The sequence below is a fragment of the Enterobacter sp. TMH.L2 genome (assembly GCF_050847315.1).
Taxonomy (GTDB): domain Bacteria; phylum Pseudomonadota; class Gammaproteobacteria; order Enterobacterales; family Enterobacteriaceae; genus Cedecea.
In genome coordinates this window covers 4,358,212-4,378,201 of the sequence record NZ_CP193791.1, presented here as the reverse complement: position 1 = coordinate 4,378,201, position 19,990 = coordinate 4,358,212, and the positions used below count along the sequence as shown (strand labels likewise).

Sequence of the window (19,990 nt, the reverse complement as noted above, 5' to 3'; positions counted from 1 at the left end):
TTTTGCGGTTCGCAACGCCCTGCGGGTAAGGTATAGTCCTGGGTTTTCGGAGGAGCCATGCTGACTAATTCATCTATTCGTCTTAACAAATACATCAGCGAGAGCGGGATCTGCTCACGCCGTGACGCCGATCGCTACATCGAACAGGGCAACGTTTTTATTAACGGCAAACGCGCCAAAATTGGCGATCAGGTTTTTGCCGGCGACAGCGTGAAGGTGAATGGTCAGCTCATCGAACCCCGCAACGAAGAAGACCTGGTGCTCATTGCGCTGAATAAGCCGGTGGGAATTGTAAGCACCACGGAAGACGGCGAGAAAGACAACATCGTGGACTATGTGAACCACAGCAAGCGCGTGTTCCCCATTGGCCGCCTGGACAAAGATTCTCAGGGGCTGATTTTCCTCACCAACCACGGCGACCTGGTGAACAAAATTCTGCGTGCCGGGAACGACCATGAGAAAGAGTACGTGGTCACGGTGAACAAGCCGGTTACCGACGAGTTTATTCGTGGTATGGGGGCAGGCGTGCCGATTCTGGGCACCGTCACCAAGAAATGCAAAGTTAAAAAAGAAGCGCCGTTTGCGTTTCGCATCACCCTGGTTCAGGGGCTGAACCGCCAGATTCGCCGCATGTGTGAACACTTTGGCTATGAAGTGACGAAGCTGGAGCGTACGCGCATCATGAACGTTAATCTCACTGGGATCCCGCTTGGGGAATGGCGCGACCTGACGGATGATGAACTGATTGAGCTGTTTAAGCTGATTGAGGATTCGTCCTCTGAGGCGAAGCCGGCTAAAAAAGCGAAGCCAAAAGCGGCCAGCCCGGCGGCGAAAAAACCGTTGGTAAGTGGCCCGAAAAGCTCAGCCAAAACGCCCGCTGAGCTTGCCTCGCGTAAACGCTTTGCTTCTCCAGGCCGGAAGAAAAAGGGCCGTTAAACTAGCGTTTGCCTCGCGTATGGTTGTTGGCTGACCATGAATAAGTCGTCGTCGTATCCGGCTTTAAGGCATTTTGTTTCTTCAGCTGGCGAGCTTTCTTAGCCGCCAGCGCTCGTTCCGCCATCAGCTTGTCGATGTACTCTTTTTTTACCTGATTAGTCTCTGAGTTGGTCAACGTACGACCGTGGGCAATGCGGGCGCGATCCAGCAGCGTTTTTAGCTCACGCTGTTCGCTTTCCGTCATGTCTTGCTGTGTCAGTCTGGCTGTAGCCATCGTTGCAATCTCCCAGGAAAGGACTCTCAGTGTAAAACAAACCCACCGCGCCGACGAGACAAAAAAGCCTGCATCAGCAGGCTTTTAGCGATTATTTTTTGCCGTCTGGCTTCGGCGTTATCGCTTTGCCGGACCAATACCCAGCCAGCAGAGAGCCGGACAGATTGTGCCAGACGGAGAACAGCGCGCCAGGCAGTGCTGCGAGCGGCGAGAAGTAAATTTTACCCAACGTGGCCGCAAGACCGGAGTTCTGCATTCCCACTTCGATGGCCAGCGTCCGACAGGTCGACTCGTCAAACCCAAACAGGCGTCCGCCCCAGTAACCGCCGAGCAGGCCAATGGTGTTATGCAGAATCACCGCGACAATCACCACCAGGCCAACGGAAGCTATGTGTGACGCAGAACCTGCCACAACTGCGCTAATGATGGCGAGAATACAAAGCATAGAAAACGCAGGCAGCCAGGGCTCCACGCGCCTCACCAGGCGTGGGAACAGATGATGCACAATCAGGCCAAGGCCAATCGGGATGATGACGATTTGCAGAATACTGACCAGCATGCCCATCACATCGACTTTAATGTCGGCGTCGACATAGAGACGGGTGAGCAGCGGCGTGGCAAATACGCCGACCAGCGTAGAAACAGAAGATATTGTTACGGAGAGCGCAACATCACCTTTGGCCAAGTAAATCATGACGTTGGACGCCGTGCCGCTGGCTACGCTGCCGACCAGCACCATCCCGGCTGACAGGTCGGGCGGCATATGGAACAACATTGCCAGCAGCCACGCCGCCAGCGGCATCACCAGGTAATGCAGAAAAATGCCTGCAGCTACCGGGGCCGGGCGCGACAGCACGCGTTTAAAGTCTTCAAGCCGCAGGTGGACGCCCATGCCAAACATAATGAGCATCAGCAGCGTGCTGACCCACGGGCCAATCGGGATAAAGGTTGAGGGGGTATAATACGCAGCGACGGAGAGCAGCAGCGCCCAAAGCGGGAACAGCCGGGTTAGGGTGGCGATCATAGCGGTGTCCTTGCAGAGTTTGTGTTGTTTTATGGTTATAAAAAAAGCCGGGTGCGAGCCCGGCTTTCTGTATTCATGGCATGGATTGGACGGTTATTCAAACAGGTTGCGGTGCAGTTTCTGCACGACCTGCTCTGCATCGTCGCCAGGCACCAGGAAGCACAGGTTGTAGCTGGAAGCGCCGTAGCAAATCATGCGGATGTTGAACGGGTCGAGCACGCCGAACACTTCTTTGCCTACGCCACAGGCCTGGGACAGTTTATTGCCGATGATAGCCACCAGCGCCAGGTTCTCTTCGACTTCCACGCGGCACAGCGATGAAAGCTCGGTGAGCAGCGCGGTGGTCAGCAGGCTGTCGCCAGTGGAGGTAGAGCCGGTGGTGTCCATGGTCAACGCCACGCTCACTTCGGAGGTGGTGATCAGATCCACGGAAATATTATGGCGAGCCAGAATGCTGAACACTTCCGCCAGGAAACCACGGGAATGGAGCATATGCAGGCTGTGCAGCGTCAGCAGCGTTTGCTTGCGACGTACCGCAAGGGCGCGGAAGAGCGGTGGATTTTCCGTTTTTTTGCATACCAAAGTTCCGCCAGCAGCAGGATCTTTGCTGGAGCCAACGAACACCGGAATGTCGCAGCGCACGGCGGGCAGCAGCGTGGCCGGGTGCAGGACTTTTGCGCCAAAGGTCGCCATTTCAGCGGCTTCTTCAAAGGCGATGCGGTCAATGCGTTTTGCCGCAGGTACCATACGCGGATCGGTGGTGTAGATGCCCGGCACGTCGGTCCAGATATCTACGCGCGCGGCATTTAACGCTTCACCAAGCAGCGCGGCGGTATAGTCGCTGCCGCCGCGGCCAAGCGTGGTCGTTCGGCCTTTTTCTTCGCTCCCAATAAAGCCCTGAGTGATCACCAGGGATTCCGCGAGGCGCGGCAGCATCTGCTGGCTTGCCAGTTCCGCCAGCGCGGCGATATCCGGTTCGGCACGGCCGAAGCGGTCGTTGGTGCGCATGACTTTACGAATGTCGAACCACTGCGCTTCCACCTGACGTTCACGCAGGATTTCCACAAATAGCAGGGTGGACATTAGTTCGCCGTGGCTGACCAGTTCATCGGTCAGCGCGGTGGAGGTCGCCAGAGAGGCGGCTTCCGCAAGGGTCGTGATGTTTTCAAGCAGGCGGTCGATTTCTTCGCGAATAACGTCCGGATTCGCCAGACGCTCAACGATGTTGTACTGGATTTTGCGGATGGCATCGAGCTTGACGAAGCGCTCGGTCGCTTCGAGGCCTTCAGCCAGAGCAACCAGCAGGTTAGTCACGCCAGCGGAGGCGGAAAGCACCACCACGCGGACGTGGCTATCGGCCAGCACCACATCGGCGCTGCGGTTCATCGCGTCGAAATCGGCGACGCTGGTCCCACCAAATTTGGCGACTACGGTTTGAGACATAACTACCTCGTGTCAGGGGCCATTAACTGGCAAAAAAGTATTCAGCCTTGGCACAAGGGAAGAGCGGTAAACGGGTGGGCGCAGAGCAGGAGAACTACGATATCACCCAGAAGTGCTCCACCTTGTCTATCCAGCTTTGAAGCCGGATATGAAACGCTCGACTGCGAACGTTTCTGGTGACAACCCAGAGGATTCAGCCCCTGCAGCCGACAATAAGCGTGACCAGCCGCTTCATCATCTCGGCGTTGCTCCCCCTCACGTATCGTCCTTGTTACTGGTTTCTCGGATACGATTTTCTGGGCAACGCGCCTCTTCTGGCCTGCGCACGCGCAGGTAGCGCCTAATAAATAAAGCTTCGGCGAAGGCATGTCAACTGCGGGGTTATGCGGATTTTTCATGTTAAATCGGTAATCAGGAATTTAACTTATAAGAGGGTATTTTTGCCGCTTTTTAGGGGGTTACGGGAAACCCTCGGTTAATGGCATAAAATCAATCACAATTTTTGCCTGCAGGCGCTACAATCGACCGAAGTCACAATTCTCAAATCAGAAGAGTATTGCTATGAAAAACATCAACCCGAAGCAGACCTCTGCCTGGCAGGCACTCCAGAAACATTACGATGAGATGAAAGACGTTACGCTTTCCGACCTGTTCGCGAAAGATAACGACCGCTTCAGCAAGTTCTCGGCAACTTTCGATGACCTGATGCTGGTGGACTTCTCCAAAAACCGCATCACCACCGAAACCCTCGAAAAACTGCAGGCGCTGGCGAAAGAAACCGATCTGCAGAGCGCGATCAAATCCATGTTCGCCGGCGAGAAAATCAACCGCACCGAAGACCGCGCCGTGCTGCACGTTGCGCTGCGTAACCGCAGCAACACGCCTATCGTGGTCGATGGCAAAGACGTGATGCCGGAAGTGAACGCGGTGCTTGAGAAGATGAAAGCCTTCTCTGAAAGTATCATCAGCGGGAACTGGAAAGGCTACACCGGCAAAGCCATCACCGACGTGGTTAACATCGGTATCGGCGGCTCTGACCTCGGCCCATTCATGGTTACCGAAGCGCTGCGTCCATACAAAAATCACCTCAACATGCACTTTGTGTCCAACGTTGACGGCACCCACATTGCCGAAGTGCTGAAGAAAGTTAACCCGGAAACCACGCTGTTCCTGGTGGCCTCTAAAACCTTCACCACTCAGGAAACGATGACTAACGCCCACAGCGCGCGTGACTGGTTCCTGCGTGCCGCTGGCGATGAAAAGCACGTGGCAAAACACTTCGCTGCGCTGTCCACCAATGGGAAAGCCGTCGGTGAGTTTGGTATCGACACCGCAAACATGTTCGAATTCTGGGACTGGGTTGGCGGGCGCTACTCTCTGTGGTCCGCGATTGGCCTGTCCATCATTCTGTCCGTGGGCTTCGACAACTTTGTTGAGCTGCTGTCCGGCGCGCACGCGATGGACAAACACTTCTCCACCACGCCTGCCGAGCAAAACCTGCCGGTTCTGCTGGCGCTGATCGGCATCTGGTACAACAATTTCTTCGGTGCTGAAACTGAAGCGATTCTGCCATACGACCAGTACATGCATCGCTTTGCCGCCTACTTCCAGCAGGGCAACATGGAGTCCAACGGTAAGTACGTTGACCGCAACGGCAACGCCGTGGACTACCAGACTGGCCCAATTATCTGGGGTGAGCCGGGTACCAACGGGCAGCACGCGTTCTACCAGCTGATCCACCAGGGGACCAAAATGGTGCCTTGCGACTTCATCGCACCGGCTATCAGCCATAACGCGCTGTCGGATCACCATCCAAAACTGCTGTCTAACTTCTTCGCACAGACCGAAGCGCTGGCGTTCGGGAAATCCCGTGAAGTGGTTGAGCAGGAATACCGTGACCAGGGTAAAGATCCGGCCACGCTGGACCACGTTGTGCCGTTCAAAGTGTTCGAAGGGAACCGCCCAACCAACTCCATCCTGCTGCGCGAAATTACCCCGTTCAGCCTGGGCGCGCTGATTGCACTTTACGAACACAAAATCTTCACCCAGGGCGCGATCCTGAACATCTTCACCTTCGACCAGTGGGGCGTGGAGCTGGGCAAACAGCTGGCTAACCGCATCCTGCCAGAGTTGGGTGACGACAAACAAATCGCCAGCCACGACAGCTCAACCAACGGCCTGATTAACCGCTATAAAGCATGGCGTGATTAATTAAACCGCGTGATGAAAATATGCCAGCCCCGTGCTGGCATATTTTTTATAAGAGTTATCCCCTTGTCGTCATAATTCTCGATATTGCTACCCTGAGGTTAATCCTAAAAATGATTTTTCCGCCGCTTTGTCAGGTCTTTAATTTAAGATTATATTGAATTGATATTTCCAATTCATCTTGATAAATAATTGTTTTTATTTGAATTATTTTTATTTAAATATAACTCAAGTCTTGATTTTTACTCTTTTTCTTAAAATTCATTCCTTATTTTCTGCAGGCTAATTCATCACATTGTGTTGTGTATACTCGATCGCGCCTGAAACCTTTTCAGGTAAATCTCCATTCATTCAATGAAGGGAAATTGTAATGAGAAAAACCCTTTATGGCGCTTTAGCCATATTTACGCTGGCTGCCGCCGGCGCGGCGAATGCTGACCCTGTAGCTGTGGGTGATGCGGCCGGCGCGCAGGCGACGTCTGTGTCTGCAGGCAGTTCTGCTGCAACCAGCGCCAGCACTGTTGGGTCTGCGGTTGGTGTGGCATTAGCCGCAACCGGTGGCGGCGACGGTTCAAACACCGGAACCACCACAACCACGACGACCAGCACCACCACCCGTTAACGTTTGGGTGTTTTTAACCATAACCACACTTCGGTGTGGTTATTTTAAATCGGGGAATCACCGTGCAGCGACTCGCAATACTCTTTGTCTGTCTGTTACTCCAGGCGTGCTCAGCGACCACCAGAGGGCTTGGCACCTCGCTTTGGAACAGTATTGCCGGAGGTGGGGGCGTGCAGCTTACCGACGATGAAATTGCCGAGATGCGCTACGCGAGCCAGTACATGAGCATCAACAACGGCCCGCAGCTGTTTGTGGTGCTGGCCTATAACGAAGACGGCCAGCAGAAGTGGGTGACGCAGGACAGATCGGTCATCGTCACGCAGAACGGCCGCATTGTGAAAACCTCCGGGCTGGGCGACAACCTGACGGAAGTGACCAACCTGGCCCGTGACCCGCTGGCGAACGTGAAACAGATTAAGGATGGCGCGAGCTGGACCCGGCAGATGGCCTGGACTGAACGCCAGCAGATTCGCTACGCCACCGCAACGTCCACCTTTGAATTTGACGGCACCGACACGGTGAAGCTTGGCAGTAGCGTGACCAAAGTACGCGTCCTGGAAGAAGAGGTAACCGCGCTCGGGAAAAGCTGGACGAACCGCTATTGGGTGGATGATGAAGGCCAAATCCGCAAATCAAAACAGTACCTTGGCCCCGGCTACTGGCCCATTACCACGCTTCTTGTGAAGGCGGCAAAACAATGAAAAAACTCCCCTTTACGTTTATGGCTCTGCTTTTTGCCAGCGCCTTTACCCACGCAGAAAGTACCGTGACGGTCTATACCCAACCGCAAACGCAGCCGCGGGTGATTAAAGATGCTGCACGGCTGGCGGATTTGGTGACTAACCCTGCGTTAAGCCGCACCTGGTGGCCTGCGGCGGTGATTAGCACCCGGCAGGCAAGCGCCGCAGAAGAGCAAAAACACCAGCAGCTTCTGGCGCGCCTGGCTGAAGTGGCGGCGGACGAAGGCGGAGACGACGGGGCGGCAATCAACGGACTGCGCCAGCAGCTCAGCGCTATGCATGTGACCGGGCGGCAGTTTGTCAATCTGGACCCCGACTGGGTTCGCCTTCGCCCACAATCAAACGTGCCGCTTCAGGGGGAATACAGCCTTTGGGCCGGCCCGCAGCCCACAACCATCACCCTGGTGGGATTAGTCACTTCGCCCGGCGTGAAACCTTTTACTCCCGGACGCAGCGTGGATGACTATCTGGACGACGTCAGCCTGTTGAGCGGGGCCGAAAGAAGTTATGCCTGGGTGATTTACCCGGACGGCAAAATCGAAAAAGCGCCAGTTGCTTACTGGAATAAACGCCATAGAGAACCGTCGCCAGGTAGCCTTATCTTTGTGGGATTCTCTGACCGCCTTTTCAGCGCCACCTTTGATGAGCTGAACCAGCAGATTCTTAATACCCTGACCCATCGGATACCGGATTAATGAAAAAACGTTACCTGTATAGCCTGATTGCGCTGGCGGTGACTTCCGCCTGCCGCGCCGAAACGTATCCGGCTCCCGTTGGCCCTTCGCAGGCAGACTTTGGCGGCGCGGGTCTGCTGCAAACGCCGACGGCGCGCATGGCGCCTGAGGGCGAATTTAATCTCAACTACCGCGACAACGATCAGTACCGCTTCTACTCCGCCTCCATGCAGCTTTTCCCCTGGATGGAGGCCACGCTGCGCTATACCGACGTGCGCACACGTCACTACAGTAGCGTGAAGGCTTTCTCGGGTGACCAAACCTATAAAGACAAAGCGTTTGACGTGAAATTCCGCCTGTGGGAAGAGGGCTACTGGCTGCCTCAGGTCTCTGCCGGTATTCGTGACCTGGGCGGCACCGGGCTGTTTGACGGTGAATATGTGGTGGCGAGCAAAGCCTGGGGGCCGTTCGACTTCAGCCTTGGCATGGGCTGGGGGTATTTAGGCACCAGCGGCAACATCAAAAACCCGCTCTGTGAATACAGCGACAAGTACTGCCACCGGGATAACAGCTACCAAATGGCGGGCTCCTTCAACTTTAGCGGCATGTTCCACGGCCCGACGTCGCTGTTTGGCGGCGTAGAGTACCAGACGCCGTGGCAGCCACTCAGGCTGAAGGTTGAATATGAGGGCAACAACTACAGCCATGAGTTTGCGGGGAAAATAGACCAGCGCAGCAGCGTTAACGTCGGCGCTATCTACCGGGTGACCGACTGGGCCGACGTGAACATGAGCTACGAGCGCGGCAACACCTTTATGTTTGGCGTGACGCTCCGCACCAACTTCAATGACCTCAAGCCGGGGTACAACGATTCCCGTCGTCCTGAGTATCAGCCGCACCCGCAGGACGAAATTCTGCAGCACAACGTGGTGGCCAATCAACTGACCGACCTGAAATACAACGCCGGGCTGATCAACCCGAACATTCAGGTCAAAGGGGATACGCTCTACGTCACGGGCGAGCAGGTGAAATACCGCAATTCCCGCGAAGGCATCGAACGCGCCAACCGCATCGTGATGAATGACCTGCCGGATAATATTCGCACCATCCGCATTACCGAAAGCCGGATTAATATGCCGCAGGTTACCACTGAAACGGACGTGGCCAGCCTGCGTCGGCACCTTGAGGGGGAACCGCTGGGGCAGGAAACGACGCTGGTACAAAAACGCGTTGAGCCGGTGGTGCCAGAAAGCACCGAACAGGGATACTACATCGAGAAGTCGCGCTTTAATTATTCAATTGATCCGATTCTCAACCAGTCTATCGGCGGCCCAGAAAGCTTCTATATGTACCAGGTCGGGGTGATGGGGAACGTCGATTACTGGCTGACGGATCATCTGTTAACCAGCGGCAGCCTGTTTGCCAACGTCGCCAATAACTACGACAAATTTAACTACACCAATCCGCCAATGGATTCTACGCTGCCGCGCGTGCGTACCCACGTTCGCGAATATGTAGAAAACGATGTTTACATCAACAACCTGCAGGCCAACTACTTCCAGTACTTTGGGCATGGGATTTACGGCCAGGTTTATGCGGGCTATCTGGAAACCATGTACGGCGGGGCGGGGGCCGAGCTGCTTTACCGTCCGGTGGACAGCAACTGGGCGATCGGCGTCAACGGCAACTACGTCAAACAGCGTGACTGGCGCAGTTCGCAGGACATGATGAAATTTACCGACTACAGCGCGAAGACCGGGCATATCACCGGCTACTGGACGCCACCGTTTGCTCAGGATGTGCTGGTTAAACTCAGTATCGGCCAGTATCTGGCGCAGGATAAAGGCGGCACGCTGGAGATTTCCAAACACTTTGACAGCGGGATCGTGGTGGGCACCTACGCCACCATCACCAACGTGTCGAAGAAAGAGTACGGCGAGGGGGACTTCACCAAAGGTTTCTACATCAATGTGCCGCTGGATATCTTCTCGGCTTACCCAACCCGCAGCCGGGCGCAGGTGACCTGGACACCGCTGACGCGTGACGGCGGGCAGATGCTGGGCCGTAAGTTTGACCTGTATGGGGTGACCAGCGACCGCAGCGAAAATTTCCGCTAACGAAGGTAAGTAAATAAACTAGATCAAGATCACATTTTAGACGTATAACAGCCTCTCAAGACCACAATAAAAATGAGAGGCCGTTATGCCTGCGACACCGCGTTTTTCCTGGATTTCTACCGTCATGCAGACGGTGCTTAATCTGGGGCTGTTAGCCCTTGGGCTGATTTTGATTATCTTCCTCGGCAAAGAGACCATTCACCTGGCCACCGTATTGTTTGCGCCGGGAGATGACGCCAGCTCGTATCTGTTTATCGAGGGGCTGGTGGTTTACTTCCTCTATTTCGAGTTTATCGCGCTGATTGTGAAGTATTTTCAGTCGGGCTATCACTTCCCGCTGCGCTACTTTATCTACATCGGCATTACCGCAGTTGTGCGCCTGATTATCATTGACCACAGTTCGCCGCTGGACGTGCTGATCTACTCGGCCGCGATTCTGGTGTTGGTGATTACGCTTTGGTTGTGTAACAGCCAGCGCCTGAAGCGGGAATAAAAAAGGGCGGCCCTGGGGCCGCCTGAATAAAGTGCTAAGGTCAAAGTGAGGGTTGCAGTGGTATGGCATAAAGATGAAGCAAATGACTTCAGGGATAAACGTTAACCTTTCACCCCGCCAGCGGTCAGGCCGCTCACCAGCCAGCGCTGGGCCAGCAGGAACACAACGGTAATCGGTATCGCGGAGAGCACCGCCGCGGCGGCAAAATCGCCCCACAGGTAGTTCTGCGGGTTAAGGTATTGCTGCATCCCCACGGCCAGCGTGTAGCTGTCCACGTCGCGCAGCAGCAGCGAAGCCACCGGCACCTCGGTAATCGCGGCAATAAACGACAGAATAAAGACCACGGCCAGAATCGGTACCGACAGCGGCAGCAGCACCAGACGGAATGCCTGCCAGGGCGTCGCGCCATCCAGCGCGGCAGCCTCTTCCAGCGAGCCATCAATCGTTTCGAAATAGCCCTTAATCGTCCAGACGTGAAGCGCTATCCCGCCTAAATACGCAAAGATCACCCCACCGTGCGTGTTCAGACCAATAAACGGAATGTACTGGCCCAGACGATCAAACAGGGCATACAGCGCCACCAGAGACAGCACCGCCGGGAACATCTGGAAAATCAGCATCCCTTTCAGCAGCGTGGCTTTGCCGGGGAAACGCATACGGGCAAAAGCGTAGGCGCAGGTTGTAGAAAGGGTAACGATACCTATCGCCGTGATCCCGGCAATTTTTATCGAGTTCCACAGCCAGAGCAGCACCGGGAACGGTGGCGGCGTGACGCGACCGTCCGCGTGCTCAACGCTAAAACCAAGCGCCAGCTTCCAGTGTTCCCATGATACCTGGTCCGGGATCAGGCTCCCGGTGGCAAAGTTACCCGGACGCAGCGAGATGGCGATGACCATCAGCAGCGGGAACATGATTGCCGCGATAAACAGCAGCAGCAGAAAGTGCGTGAGAAACAGACGCAGCTTTTGAGATTTGGGTTGCACCATGGCCATCGTCGGTCTCCTTAATCAAACTTCATGCGGGTGGCTTTCAGGTTCACAATCGCAAGGCCGCCCACCAGCAGGAAGATAAGCGTTGCGATAGCTGCAGCCAGGCCAAAGTCCTGACCGCCGCCGCCTTCAAAGGCGATGCGGTAGGTGTAGCTCACCAGCAGGTCGGTATAACCCGCTGGCGTGGTCGTCCCGAGTCTGTCCGGGCCGCCGTTGGTCAGCAGCTGAATCAGAACGAAGTTGTTAAAGTTAAAGGCGAAGCTGGCAATCATCAGCGGCGTGAGCGGCTTAATCAGCAGCGGGAGCGTGATTTTAAAGAAGTTCTGGAACGGGCCCGCGCCGTCCATTGCCGACGCCTCATAAAGATCGTCAGGAATCGCTTTCAGCAGCCCCATGCACAGAATCATCATGTAGGGATAACCCAGCCAGGTATTGACGATGATGATCATTGAGCGAGCGGTGGTTGGGTCGCTGAACCAGGCGGGCTTAATGCCGAACAGTGCGCTCAGCATCATATTGATTTCGCCAAAGCTTTGGTTGAATAAGCCTTTGAAAATCAAAATGGAAATAAACGAAGGCACGGCGTAGGGCAGAATTAACAACAGGCGATAAGCCGCCTTGCCTTTGAGCGCTTCCCACTGCACTACGCAGGCCAGCACCATCCCCACCGCGACGGTAAGAATTACCGTCAGCACCGAGAAAATCACCGTCCAGACGAAGATAGCCAGGAACGGTTTTTGGATCCCGTCATCGTGAAAAACGCGCAGGAAGTTTTTCCAGCCGATAGTGACCGTATAGCCCGGGCTTAGCTGTTCTCCGGCCCAGCTGCCGTCGGCGTTTACCGACTCGTAAAAACCAATATGGTCGTTCGGGGCGTATTTTACGCTGGTCTGGTTATTGGTCAGCTCGCCGTTTTCCGCCAAAGTGTAGAGCGGGCGTGTGCCGGAAAACTGGCGAAGCGAGCTCATCACCACCTTACTTTCATCCGGCAACACAGCGGTTATTTGGCTCAGCGCCTGGCGGTTTTGGGTGATCACGCGCAGGTTGCCGCGCTCGCCGGTTGGCAACGCATCGGCTTCTTTCAGCCGGATTTTTTGTTCACCACCAAAGGTAAACTTGTCCGAGACATAGTTTTTCCCGCTTTCCCCGTCGGTGAGCGCTAACGTCCATTCATTGCCGTCTGGGTAAAGGCCAAAGTTGAACGTTTTGCCTGCCTGATACTGGCGGTCCATCAGCACCTGCTGCGCGCGTTCAAACGTCAGCTGGTTGGTGCTGCTGTAGTTGGTAAAAGCGATAGCGATAGTGCAGATCAGCGGGAAGAGGACGAACAGCCCCATGCCGGCCATGCCGGGATAAACGTAGCGCCAGGCGTATGCCTTACGGTTAGCAAAAATATAGAGGCCAAGTGAGCTTAAAATCAGCGTCATTATGGCGAACAGGTACTCCCCCTGGGCGTACATTAAAACCACAAGATAGCCAACCAGCAGGCCTAATGCCCCGATGAGTGACCATTTCAGTCCCTCGCTTTGCCACCAGCGGCTCTTTTTAACTGCATCCATGGGGTGTTCCTCTACAGCGTGTTATTTCCCCTCACCCTAACCCTCTCCCCAGGGGGGAGAGGGGACAGAAAGGGCCTGTTTTCTCACTCCAGCGGGGGAGCGGACTCAATCCGAATTCCGTCTCCCCAGTGGGAGAGAACCGGACTCAGTCCGCATTCCGTCTCCCCTGCGGGAGAGGGCCGGGGTGAGGGGCAAGATTTACTTAGTGATACGTCCCTGAGCATCCTTCAGCGCCGCATCAACGGTCTGGCGGCCGCTAACGGCGTTGATAACCGCGGTGCGTACGGCATACCAGAAGGCAGACATCTGAGGAATATTAGGCATAATCTCGCCCTTCTGGGCGTTATTCATGGTGGCGGCAATACGTGGATCTTTCGCCAACTGCTCCTGGAACGATTTCAGCGCCACGGCACCGAGCGGTTTGTCCTTGTTCACATCCGCCAGACCCTGGTCGGTCAACAGGTAGTTCTCAAGGAACTCTTTCGCCAGTTCTTTATTCGGGCTGGCGGCGTTGATACCGGCGCTCAGGACGCCGACAAACGGTTTAGACGGCTTGCCTTTAAAGGTAGGCAGCAGCGTCACGCCGTAGTTGATTTTGCTCTTGTCGATGTTAGACCAGGCCCACGGGCCGTTGATCGTCATCGCCGTGTCGCCTTTGTTAAACGCGGCTTCGGCAATGGAGTAGTCGGTGTCGGCGTTCATCTGCTTGTTCTTGATCATATCGACCAGGAAGCTCAGGCCGGCTTTCGCCCCCGCGCTGTCTACACCCACATCTTTCACATCATATTTGCCGTTTTCGAACTTGAAGGCATACCCGCCGTCTGCCGCAATTAGCGGCCAGGTGAAGTACGGTTCCTGCAGGTTGAACATCAGCGCGCTCTTACCTTTGGCCTTCAGCTCTTTATCCAGGGCGGGGATCTCCTCCCAGGTTTTCGGCGGGTTTGGAACCAGGTCTTTGTTATAAATCAGCGACAGCGCCTCTACCGCAATCGGGTAAGCGATGAATTTGCCGTTGTAACGTACGGCATCCCAGGTAAACGGATAGAGTTTGTCCTGGAAGGCTTTGTCTGGGGTGATTTCGGCTAAAAGGCCGGACTGCGCATAGCCACCGAAGCGGTCGTGAGCCCAGAAGATAATGTCCGGGCCATCGCCGGTTGCCGCCACCTGTGGGAATTTTTCTTCAAGCTTATCAGGATGTTCAATGGTGACTTTAATACCGGTATCTTTCTCAAACTTCTTACCGACTTCGGCCAGGCCGTTGTAGCCCTTATCGCCGTTAATCCAGATGACCAGTTTGCCTTCTTCGATTTTTGCCAGTGCAGAGGCGGAAAGCATCATCGTTGCCAGGGCTGACAAAGCGAGAACGCGGGCGCCGGTTTTCATTTTCATGTTCCCATCCTTTTGAGTGGTGGTGTGCGCTTCATAGGGGAGTGCAGATTCACGGTGCTAAGTCTGCGGAGATGGCAAGCGCTTCTCATCCTCCTTTGCTCTACGCCCCTGGGCAGTTATCTGTGATCTGCTTTGCATAACTCAGCGTTATGTGTCCTGGCGCACATAAAAACGCAGCGAAAACTGAAGCCGCGATCACGAAAATCCCTTGTGTCGCCTGCAACCGGTTGCAGATACCACGCTCTCATCCTCCCGCCTCCTCCCCCATAAAAAAGCCATAGGGCGGAGGATTTACCAAATGTAGCTATCCCTCATAGTCGGACACATCTTGAATCACCTGTCCGACGGCAGGCGGCAGTAATGAGGGAGTGGTAATGGCGAGCGTGCAGCTACGGAACGTAACAAAAGCCTGGGGTGACGTGGTGGTGTCGAAAGACATCAATCTCGACATCAATGAGGGAGAGTTTGTGGTTTTTGTCGGGCCATCTGGCTGCGGTAAATCAACGCTGCTGCGAATGATCGCAGGCCTTGAAACCATCACCAGCGGCGAGCTGCTGATTGGTGAAAAACGGATGAATGACACCCCTCCCGCCGAGCGTGGCGTGGGCATGGTCTTTCAGTCATACGCCCTCTATCCCCATCTCTCCGTCGCCGAAAACATGTCCTTTGGCCTGAAGCTTGCCGGGGCAAAAAAAGACGAGATCAATCAGCGCGTGAATCAGGTTTCCGAAACCTTACAGCTCGCGCATTTGTTGGAGCGCCGCCCTAAGGCGCTGTCCGGTGGGCAACGTCAGCGCGTCGCGATTGGCCGAACCCTGGTGGCGGAGCCGCGAGTGTTCCTGCTGGATGAGCCGCTTTCCAACCTGGATGCCGCGCTGCGCGTGCAGATGCGCATTGAGATCTCCCGCCTGCACAAGCGCCTGGGCCGCACGATGATTTACGTGACCCACGACCAGATCGAGGCGATGACCCTGGCCGACAAAATCGTCGTGCTGGATGCCGGTCGGATTGCGCAGGTCGGGAAACCGCTAGAACTGTATCACTACCCGGCAGACCGCTTTGTGGCGGGCTTTATCGGGTCGCCAAAAATGAACTTCCTGCCGGTAAAAGTGACCGCGACGGCCATTGATCAGGTGCAGGTGGAATTGCCTAACCGTCAGCATGTCTGGCTGCCGGTGGAAAGCCGCAACGTTCAGGTGGGGGCCAATATGTCACTTGGCATTCGCCCGGAACACCTGCTGCCGAGCGACATTGCTGATGTCACCCTTGAAGGGGAAGTGCAGGTCGTTGAGCAGTTGGGACATGAGACTCAGATTCACATCCAAATCCCCGCCATTCGTCAAAACCTGGTTTACCGCCAGAACGACGTGGTGTTGGTAAAAGAGGGTGCCACATTCGCTATTGGCCTGCCGCCAGAGCGCTGTCATCTGTTCCGAGAAGATGGCACCGCATGTCGTCGGTTGCATCAAGAGCCCGGCGTTTAAGCATTCCCATAAAAAAGAAAAGCAATGATCTCAGGAGATAGAATGATGATTACTCTGCGCAAACTCCCACTGGCGGTCGCCGTGATTGCAGGCATCGTGTCTGCACAGGCCGGCGCCGTTGACTTCAAGGGCTATGCACGTTCTGGTATTGGCTGGACAGGCAGCGGCGGTCAGCAGCAGTGTTTTAAAGCGACAGGTGCCGGTTCTAAATACCGTCTGGGTAACGAATGTGAAACTTATGCTGAAATTGAATTAGGTCAGCAAGTTTGGCAGGAAGGCGAGAAAAGCTTCTACGTTGACACCATGATTGGTTACGCCACTAACCAACTGAACGATGACGAGGACACCAACGGTGGCCCGCGCGTACGTCAGATGAACGTGGTAGGTAAAAACCTGATTGACGCGCTGCCAGGCGCGAATATTTGGGCAGGTAAGCGTTACTACAAACGCCATGACGTCCATATGATCGACTTCTACTACTGGGACGTTTCTGGCCCGGGTGCTGGCCTGGAAGATATTAACCTGGGCTTCGGTAAACTCTCCCTGGCCGCAACCCGTAACGGTGAAGCGGGCGGTTCAGAAGCCTTCATCAACGGCACGACCAAAAAACAAGATCTGGCGAACGATATCTTTGATATCCGTTTAGGCCAAATGGAAGTGAACCCAGGCGGTTCTCTGGAAGTTGGTTTTGATTACGGTCGCGCCAATACCAGCAAGCACTACGATTTCGGCGTCGTGGATCCGACCAAAAATGGTTGGTTGGGTACCTTAGAGCATACCCAGACCTTCCTCGGCACCAGCCTGAACAAATTTGTGGTGCAGTACGGCACTAACGCGATGGCGCAAACCAACGGTACCGGACGCCCAAATACCTTCCAAAACAACGACGGTAAAATGCTGCGCGTGATCGACCACGGGGCGATCGACTTCAACGATACCTGGGGCCTGATGTACGTGGGTATGTACCAGGATATCAACCGTGATGATAAGAACGGTACCCAGTGGTGGACCGTGGGCGTTCGTCCTATGTACAAATGGACGCCAATCATGAGCACCTTGCTGGAAGTGGGTTACGACAACGTGAAGTCTCAGCTGACAGACAAATCCAACAACCAGTACAAAATTACCCTGGCACAGCAGTGGCAGGCGGGGAACAGCATCTGGTCTCGTCCGGCTATCCGTGTCTTTGCAACCTACGCCAAGTGGGATGAGAAATGGGGCTATTCCTCCAGTGATTCCAACGACGCTAACTACGTAGCTGGCACGCCATCCGGCATTGCTTTCAGCGATACCAGCGCCCGTACTTTCAGCCGCGGCAACGACAGCGAAGTTACCTTCGGTGCTCAGATGGAAGTCTGGTGGTAAGTTAACCCGCCGCGCGGGTGCTTAGCGCCCGCCGGTTTCACATGCCTGACCCGTCTCTTTTTTGCCTGAAGGAGACGGGTTCGCTTCGAGGATAAAACAATGAAAAAACATCTTCTCGCGCTTTGCCTGCTTCCCGTTCTGGGCTTATCGTCCGTGCCGGCTGCTTTTGCTGCCAACACGGCGATTAACCCACAGAATGTCTCTACCGCACCGTCTATTCCTACGGAAAAATTACAAAGTCTGCCGTGGATTCCGTTGATGCCACCCGTTAGCCAGGACGTGGTGCTGACCACTTCTTCGGCCAGCCTTAACGTCGGGGAACTCACCGGGAGCGTGGCGTCATTTGTGCTGCCAGCCGATCAGGGCTCACTGGAAATCACGCTGACCAGCCTGGTAAAAGACCTGAGCGTTTATGCGCCAAACGTACTTATTCTCGACGGGCAGATGCAGCCTTCTGCTTTCTTCCCGAGCAGTTACTTCCAGTACCAGAAACCGGGCATGACCTCCGGCAACCGTCTGGAAAACGTCATGAAGTTGACTCCGATGATGGGGCAAAAACAGATCTACATGCTGGTGTACACCACGAAACACGATCTGACGGAAACGACCCGCATGATCAACCCGGCGAAGCTTTATGCTGAAGGGGCAAGCAACGCCATTCCTGATGTGGCCGATCCGATTGCTAGCCACAGTGGGCAAGGTACCCTGACGGTGAAGCTGAAAACCGAACAAAACAGCGGCAACATCATGATCGGTAAGATCTTTGGTGGATCCGATGCCAAACCTGTTGTGGTCGGTAACGTAGCGCCACCGACGGCCTACTCTGCACCGGCCGCTGCACCAGCACCAGCACCAGTGGCAGCGCCAGCTCCGGCGCCTGCCGCGAAAAGCGAGCCAATGCTCAATGATACGGAAAGCTATTTTAACCGCGCCATTAAACAGGCGGTGGATAAAGGCGACATCGATAAAGCCCTGAAACTGCTGAATGAAGCCGAGCGTCTGGGTTCCACCTCCGCCCGTAAAACTTTTATCAGCAGTGTAAAAGGCAAGGGGTAACCATTTCCCCACGTTGCTGATGCTTGAAGTATTGGTGCGCTCAGGCGCACCTTTTTTTCTGTAGCCTAAAAACTTTAAGTTGCTGTTGCTCAATTGTTGCGGTATTTGCCGCGTGTGTTGCCATTGTCTGCCCGCACAGAGATGTTCTGCGTTACAATGCCATCAGGTTATGTATCGGAGAGTATTCCCATGTCCGACGCGCTGTCGCCGTTGCGCGCCCTGAATTTCTACACGGAGGTCCCGCAAGGGCTTAGCTCCGCTTATCTCGACTGGTTATTGCTGGAAGATTCGATGACTAAACGCTTCGAACAGCACTGCCAAAAAGTCACCGTCCGCATCGTGCGCGAAGGTTTTGTCCCTGCTGGCAATGATTTGCCCGAAGCCGATTTATTACCTGCCTCTGCGCGTTACTGGCTGCGGGAAATTATCCTCTGCGGGGATGACGAACCCTGGCTGCTGGGGCGCACCGTGGTGCCTGAAAGCACGCTTGATGGCCCTGAGCTGGCTTTGCAAAAGCTTGGCGATACGCCGCTCGGGCGCTACCTTTTTAGTTCATCAACCCTGACGCGTGACTATATTGAGATTGGCCGCAGCGCCGAACTGTGGGGACGTCGTTCCCGACTGAGACTTTCCGGTAAGCCTTTGTTGCTGACCGAACTGTTCCTGCCGGCATCTCCGCTGTACGAAGAGGAAAAATAATGGAGTGGAGTCTTAAGCAGGGAAAACTGCTGGCTTATCACCGGTTAATGCGTACCGATAAGCCCATTGGCGCTTTGTTGCTGCTATGGCCCACGCTGTGGGCGCTGTGGGTGGCCACCCCGGGCTTACCCTCGCTGCTGAATCTGGTTGTTTTTATCGCTGGCGTCTGGCTGATGCGCGCCGCGGGCTGCGTGGTGAACGATTATGCCGACCGTAAATTTGATGGTCACGTAAAGCGTACCGCGCAGCGCCCGCTGCCCAGTGGCGCAGTTTCTGAGAAAGAAGCGAAGGCGCTGTTCGCGGTGCTGGTGGGCCTGGCTTTCCTGCTGGTGCTGACGCTCAACACCATGACGATCTTGCTGTCCGTGGCCGGCCTTGCGCTGGCATGGGTGTATCCGTTTATGAAGCGCTACACCCATTTGCCTCAGGTGGTGCTGGGTGCGGCTTTTGGCTGGTCCATTCCTATGGCATTTGCCGCCGCCAGCGAATCGGTGCCGTTAAGCTGCTGGCTGATGTTCCTCGCTAACATTTGCTGGACCGTGGCGTACGACACGCAGTATGCGATGGTCGACCGCGACGACGACCTGAAGATTGGCATTAAGTCGACGGCGATCCTGTTTGGCCGCAACGATAAGCTGATCATCGGCCTGCTGCAAATCGCCACCATGCTGTTGATGGGCGTTGTGGGCTGGCTCAATGGGCTGGGTGGCACGTTCTACTGGTCAATTTTGCTGGCGGGCGGGCTGTTTGTGCACCAGCAGAAGCTGATCGCCAAACGCGAGCGCGAAGGCTGCTTTAAAGCGTTTATGAACAATAACTATGTCGGGCTGGTGCTGTTCCTGGGCCTGGCGTTGAGCTACCTGCATTTCTGAGTCAGTCTTCAGGCAATAAAAAAGGCGGGTTAATCACCCGCCTTTT

The 19,990-nt window shown here is 55.1% G+C and carries 18 protein-coding genes and 1 riboswitch; of the genes, 12 read left to right on the top strand and 6 right to left on the bottom strand.

Annotation, left to right across the window (positions count from 1 at the left end; genetic code table 11):
• Positions 1–57 precede the first annotated feature (57 nt).
• Positions 58–936 (top strand): 23S rRNA pseudouridine(2604) synthase RluF, encoded by an 879-nt coding sequence (rluF, locus tag ACREYP_RS20975; protein WP_008455873.1) that lies wholly within the window; start codon positions 58–60, stop codon positions 934–936.
• Position 937: 1 nt separating this feature from the next.
• Here the strand turns inward: rluF and ACREYP_RS20970 are convergent, their stop codons facing one another.
• The 3 genes from ACREYP_RS20970 to lysC form a co-directional block, all read right to left on the bottom strand.
• Positions 938–1,210, bottom strand: coding sequence for a YjbD family protein (locus tag ACREYP_RS20970; protein ID WP_008455871.1), 273 nt, complete (start codon positions 1,208–1,210; stop codon positions 938–940).
• A gap of 91 nt (positions 1,211–1,301) precedes the next feature.
• Entirely contained in the window at positions 1,302–2,234 is a 933-nt protein-coding gene (gene panS / locus ACREYP_RS20965) for a bile acid:sodium symporter family protein (RefSeq protein WP_498881041.1), read from the bottom strand.
• 93 nt (positions 2,235–2,327) lie between these two features.
• The gene (lysC, locus tag ACREYP_RS20960) at positions 2,328–3,677 is read right to left on the bottom strand and encodes a lysine-sensitive aspartokinase 3 (RefSeq protein WP_008455866.1); all 1,350 of its coding nucleotides are present in this window, start codon (positions 3,675–3,677) and stop codon (positions 2,328–2,330) included.
• 102 nt (positions 3,678–3,779) lie between these two features.
• A riboswitch (Lysine riboswitch) is annotated at positions 3,780–3,999 on the bottom strand.
• Between the two features lie 239 nt (positions 4,000–4,238).
• On the opposite strand from lysC, the gene pgi reads away from it, so the two are divergent.
• The 6 genes from pgi (at position 4,239) to psiE (ending at position 10,531) form a co-directional block, all read left to right on the top strand.
• Positions 4,239–5,888, top strand: a complete 1,650-nt coding sequence (gene pgi, locus ACREYP_RS20955) for a glucose-6-phosphate isomerase (RefSeq protein WP_008455864.1) — start codon at positions 4,239–4,241, stop codon at positions 5,886–5,888.
• Positions 5,889–6,255: 367 nt separating this feature from the next.
• Entirely contained in the window at positions 6,256–6,507 is a 252-nt protein-coding gene (gene yjbE, locus ACREYP_RS20950) for an exopolysaccharide production protein YjbE (RefSeq protein WP_008455862.1), read from the top strand.
• Positions 6,508–6,569: 62 nt separating this feature from the next.
• A complete protein-coding gene (locus ACREYP_RS20945; protein ID WP_336818230.1) occupies positions 6,570–7,208 on the top strand; it encodes a YjbF family lipoprotein in 639 nt (212 codons plus the stop codon).
• A complete protein-coding gene (locus ACREYP_RS20940) occupies positions 7,205–7,942 on the top strand; it encodes a capsule biosynthesis GfcC D2 domain-containing protein (protein WP_336818231.1) in 738 nt (245 codons plus the stop codon). Before ACREYP_RS20945 ends, ACREYP_RS20940 begins: the two co-directional genes overlap by 4 nt.
• Complete coding sequence (locus tag ACREYP_RS20935; protein ID WP_008455859.1) at positions 7,942–10,038, top strand: YjbH domain-containing protein; 2,097 nt, start codon at positions 7,942–7,944, stop codon at positions 10,036–10,038. Before ACREYP_RS20940 ends, ACREYP_RS20935 begins: the two co-directional genes overlap by 1 nt.
• A gap of 85 nt (positions 10,039–10,123) precedes the next feature.
• A complete protein-coding gene (gene psiE, locus ACREYP_RS20930; RefSeq protein WP_008455857.1) occupies positions 10,124–10,531 on the top strand; it encodes a phosphate-starvation-inducible protein PsiE in 408 nt (135 codons plus the stop codon).
• Between the two features lie 101 nt (positions 10,532–10,632).
• Here the strand turns inward: psiE and malG are convergent, their stop codons facing one another.
• The 3 genes from malG to malE form a co-directional block, all read right to left on the bottom strand.
• Positions 10,633–11,523, bottom strand: a complete 891-nt coding sequence (malG, locus tag ACREYP_RS20925) for a maltose ABC transporter permease MalG (protein ID WP_008455854.1) — start codon at positions 11,521–11,523, stop codon at positions 10,633–10,635.
• An 11-nt stretch (positions 11,524–11,534) separates the two neighbouring features.
• Positions 11,535–13,079: a maltose ABC transporter permease MalF gene (gene malF / locus ACREYP_RS20920; protein WP_336818232.1), complete on the bottom strand. Its 1,545-nt coding sequence runs from the start codon at positions 13,077–13,079 to the stop codon at positions 11,535–11,537.
• A 198-nt stretch (positions 13,080–13,277) separates the two neighbouring features.
• Complete coding sequence (gene malE, locus ACREYP_RS20915; RefSeq protein ID WP_008455851.1) at positions 13,278–14,468, bottom strand: maltose/maltodextrin ABC transporter substrate-binding protein MalE; 1,191 nt, start codon at positions 14,466–14,468, stop codon at positions 13,278–13,280.
• A 374-nt stretch (positions 14,469–14,842) separates the two neighbouring features.
• Between malE and malK the strand changes: the two genes are divergently transcribed.
• From malK to ubiA, 5 genes are all read left to right on the top strand, one after another.
• Complete coding sequence (gene malK / locus ACREYP_RS20910) at positions 14,843–15,952, top strand: maltose/maltodextrin ABC transporter ATP-binding protein MalK (protein ID WP_008455848.1); 1,110 nt, start codon at positions 14,843–14,845, stop codon at positions 15,950–15,952.
• Positions 15,953–15,994: 42 nt separating this feature from the next.
• Entirely contained in the window at positions 15,995–17,317 is a 1,323-nt protein-coding gene (locus ACREYP_RS20905; RefSeq protein ID WP_498881040.1) for a maltoporin, read from the top strand.
• A gap of 99 nt (positions 17,318–17,416) precedes the next feature.
• Positions 17,417–18,373 (top strand): maltose operon protein MalM, encoded by a 957-nt coding sequence (gene malM, locus ACREYP_RS20900; protein WP_498881039.1) that lies wholly within the window; start codon positions 17,417–17,419, stop codon positions 18,371–18,373.
• Positions 18,374–18,562: 189 nt separating this feature from the next.
• Positions 18,563–19,072, top strand: a complete 510-nt coding sequence (gene ubiC / locus ACREYP_RS20895) for a chorismate lyase (RefSeq protein ID WP_008455844.1) — start codon at positions 18,563–18,565, stop codon at positions 19,070–19,072.
• Positions 19,072–19,944 carry a 4-hydroxybenzoate octaprenyltransferase gene (gene ubiA / locus ACREYP_RS20890; RefSeq protein ID WP_008455843.1) on the top strand — a complete coding sequence of 291 codons (873 nt, stop codon included), beginning with the start codon at positions 19,072–19,074 and terminating at the stop codon, positions 19,942–19,944. The genes ubiC and ubiA overlap by 1 nt, the downstream gene beginning before the upstream one ends.
• Positions 19,945–19,990 lie beyond the last annotated feature (46 nt).

Coding starts and splice junctions, on each gene's coding strand:
- ACREYP_RS20935 (WP_008455859.1), top strand. CDS start 7,942: ATGAAAAAACGTTACCTGTATAGCCTGATTGCGCTGGCGGTGACTTCC.
- ACREYP_RS20970 (WP_008455871.1), bottom strand. CDS start 1,210: ATGGCTACAGCCAGACTGACACAGCAAGACATGACGGAAAGCGAACAG.
- lysC (WP_008455866.1), bottom strand. CDS start 3,677: ATGTCTCAAACCGTAGTCGCCAAATTTGGTGGGACCAGCGTCGCCGAT.
- rluF (WP_008455873.1), top strand. CDS start 58: ATGCTGACTAATTCATCTATTCGTCTTAACAAATACATCAGCGAGAGC.
- malK (WP_008455848.1), top strand. CDS start 14,843: ATGGCGAGCGTGCAGCTACGGAACGTAACAAAAGCCTGGGGTGACGTG.
- malE (WP_008455851.1), bottom strand. CDS start 14,468: ATGAAAATGAAAACCGGCGCCCGCGTTCTCGCTTTGTCAGCCCTGGCA.
- ACREYP_RS20940 (WP_336818231.1), top strand. CDS start 7,205: ATGAAAAAACTCCCCTTTACGTTTATGGCTCTGCTTTTTGCCAGCGCC.
- ubiC (WP_008455844.1), top strand. CDS start 18,563: ATGTCCGACGCGCTGTCGCCGTTGCGCGCCCTGAATTTCTACACGGAG.
- malF (WP_336818232.1), bottom strand. CDS start 13,079: ATGGATGCAGTTAAAAAGAGCCGCTGGTGGCAAAGCGAGGGACTGAAA.
- ACREYP_RS20905 (WP_498881040.1), top strand. CDS start 15,995: ATGATGATTACTCTGCGCAAACTCCCACTGGCGGTCGCCGTGATTGCA.
- psiE (WP_008455857.1), top strand. CDS start 10,124: ATGCCTGCGACACCGCGTTTTTCCTGGATTTCTACCGTCATGCAGACG.
- malM (WP_498881039.1), top strand. CDS start 17,417: ATGAAAAAACATCTTCTCGCGCTTTGCCTGCTTCCCGTTCTGGGCTTA.
- panS (WP_498881041.1), bottom strand. CDS start 2,234: ATGATCGCCACCCTAACCCGGCTGTTCCCGCTTTGGGCGCTGCTGCTC.
- malG (WP_008455854.1), bottom strand. CDS start 11,523: ATGGCCATGGTGCAACCCAAATCTCAAAAGCTGCGTCTGTTTCTCACG.
- yjbE (WP_008455862.1), top strand. CDS start 6,256: ATGAGAAAAACCCTTTATGGCGCTTTAGCCATATTTACGCTGGCTGCC.
- ubiA (WP_008455843.1), top strand. CDS start 19,072: ATGGAGTGGAGTCTTAAGCAGGGAAAACTGCTGGCTTATCACCGGTTA.
- pgi (WP_008455864.1), top strand. CDS start 4,239: ATGAAAAACATCAACCCGAAGCAGACCTCTGCCTGGCAGGCACTCCAG.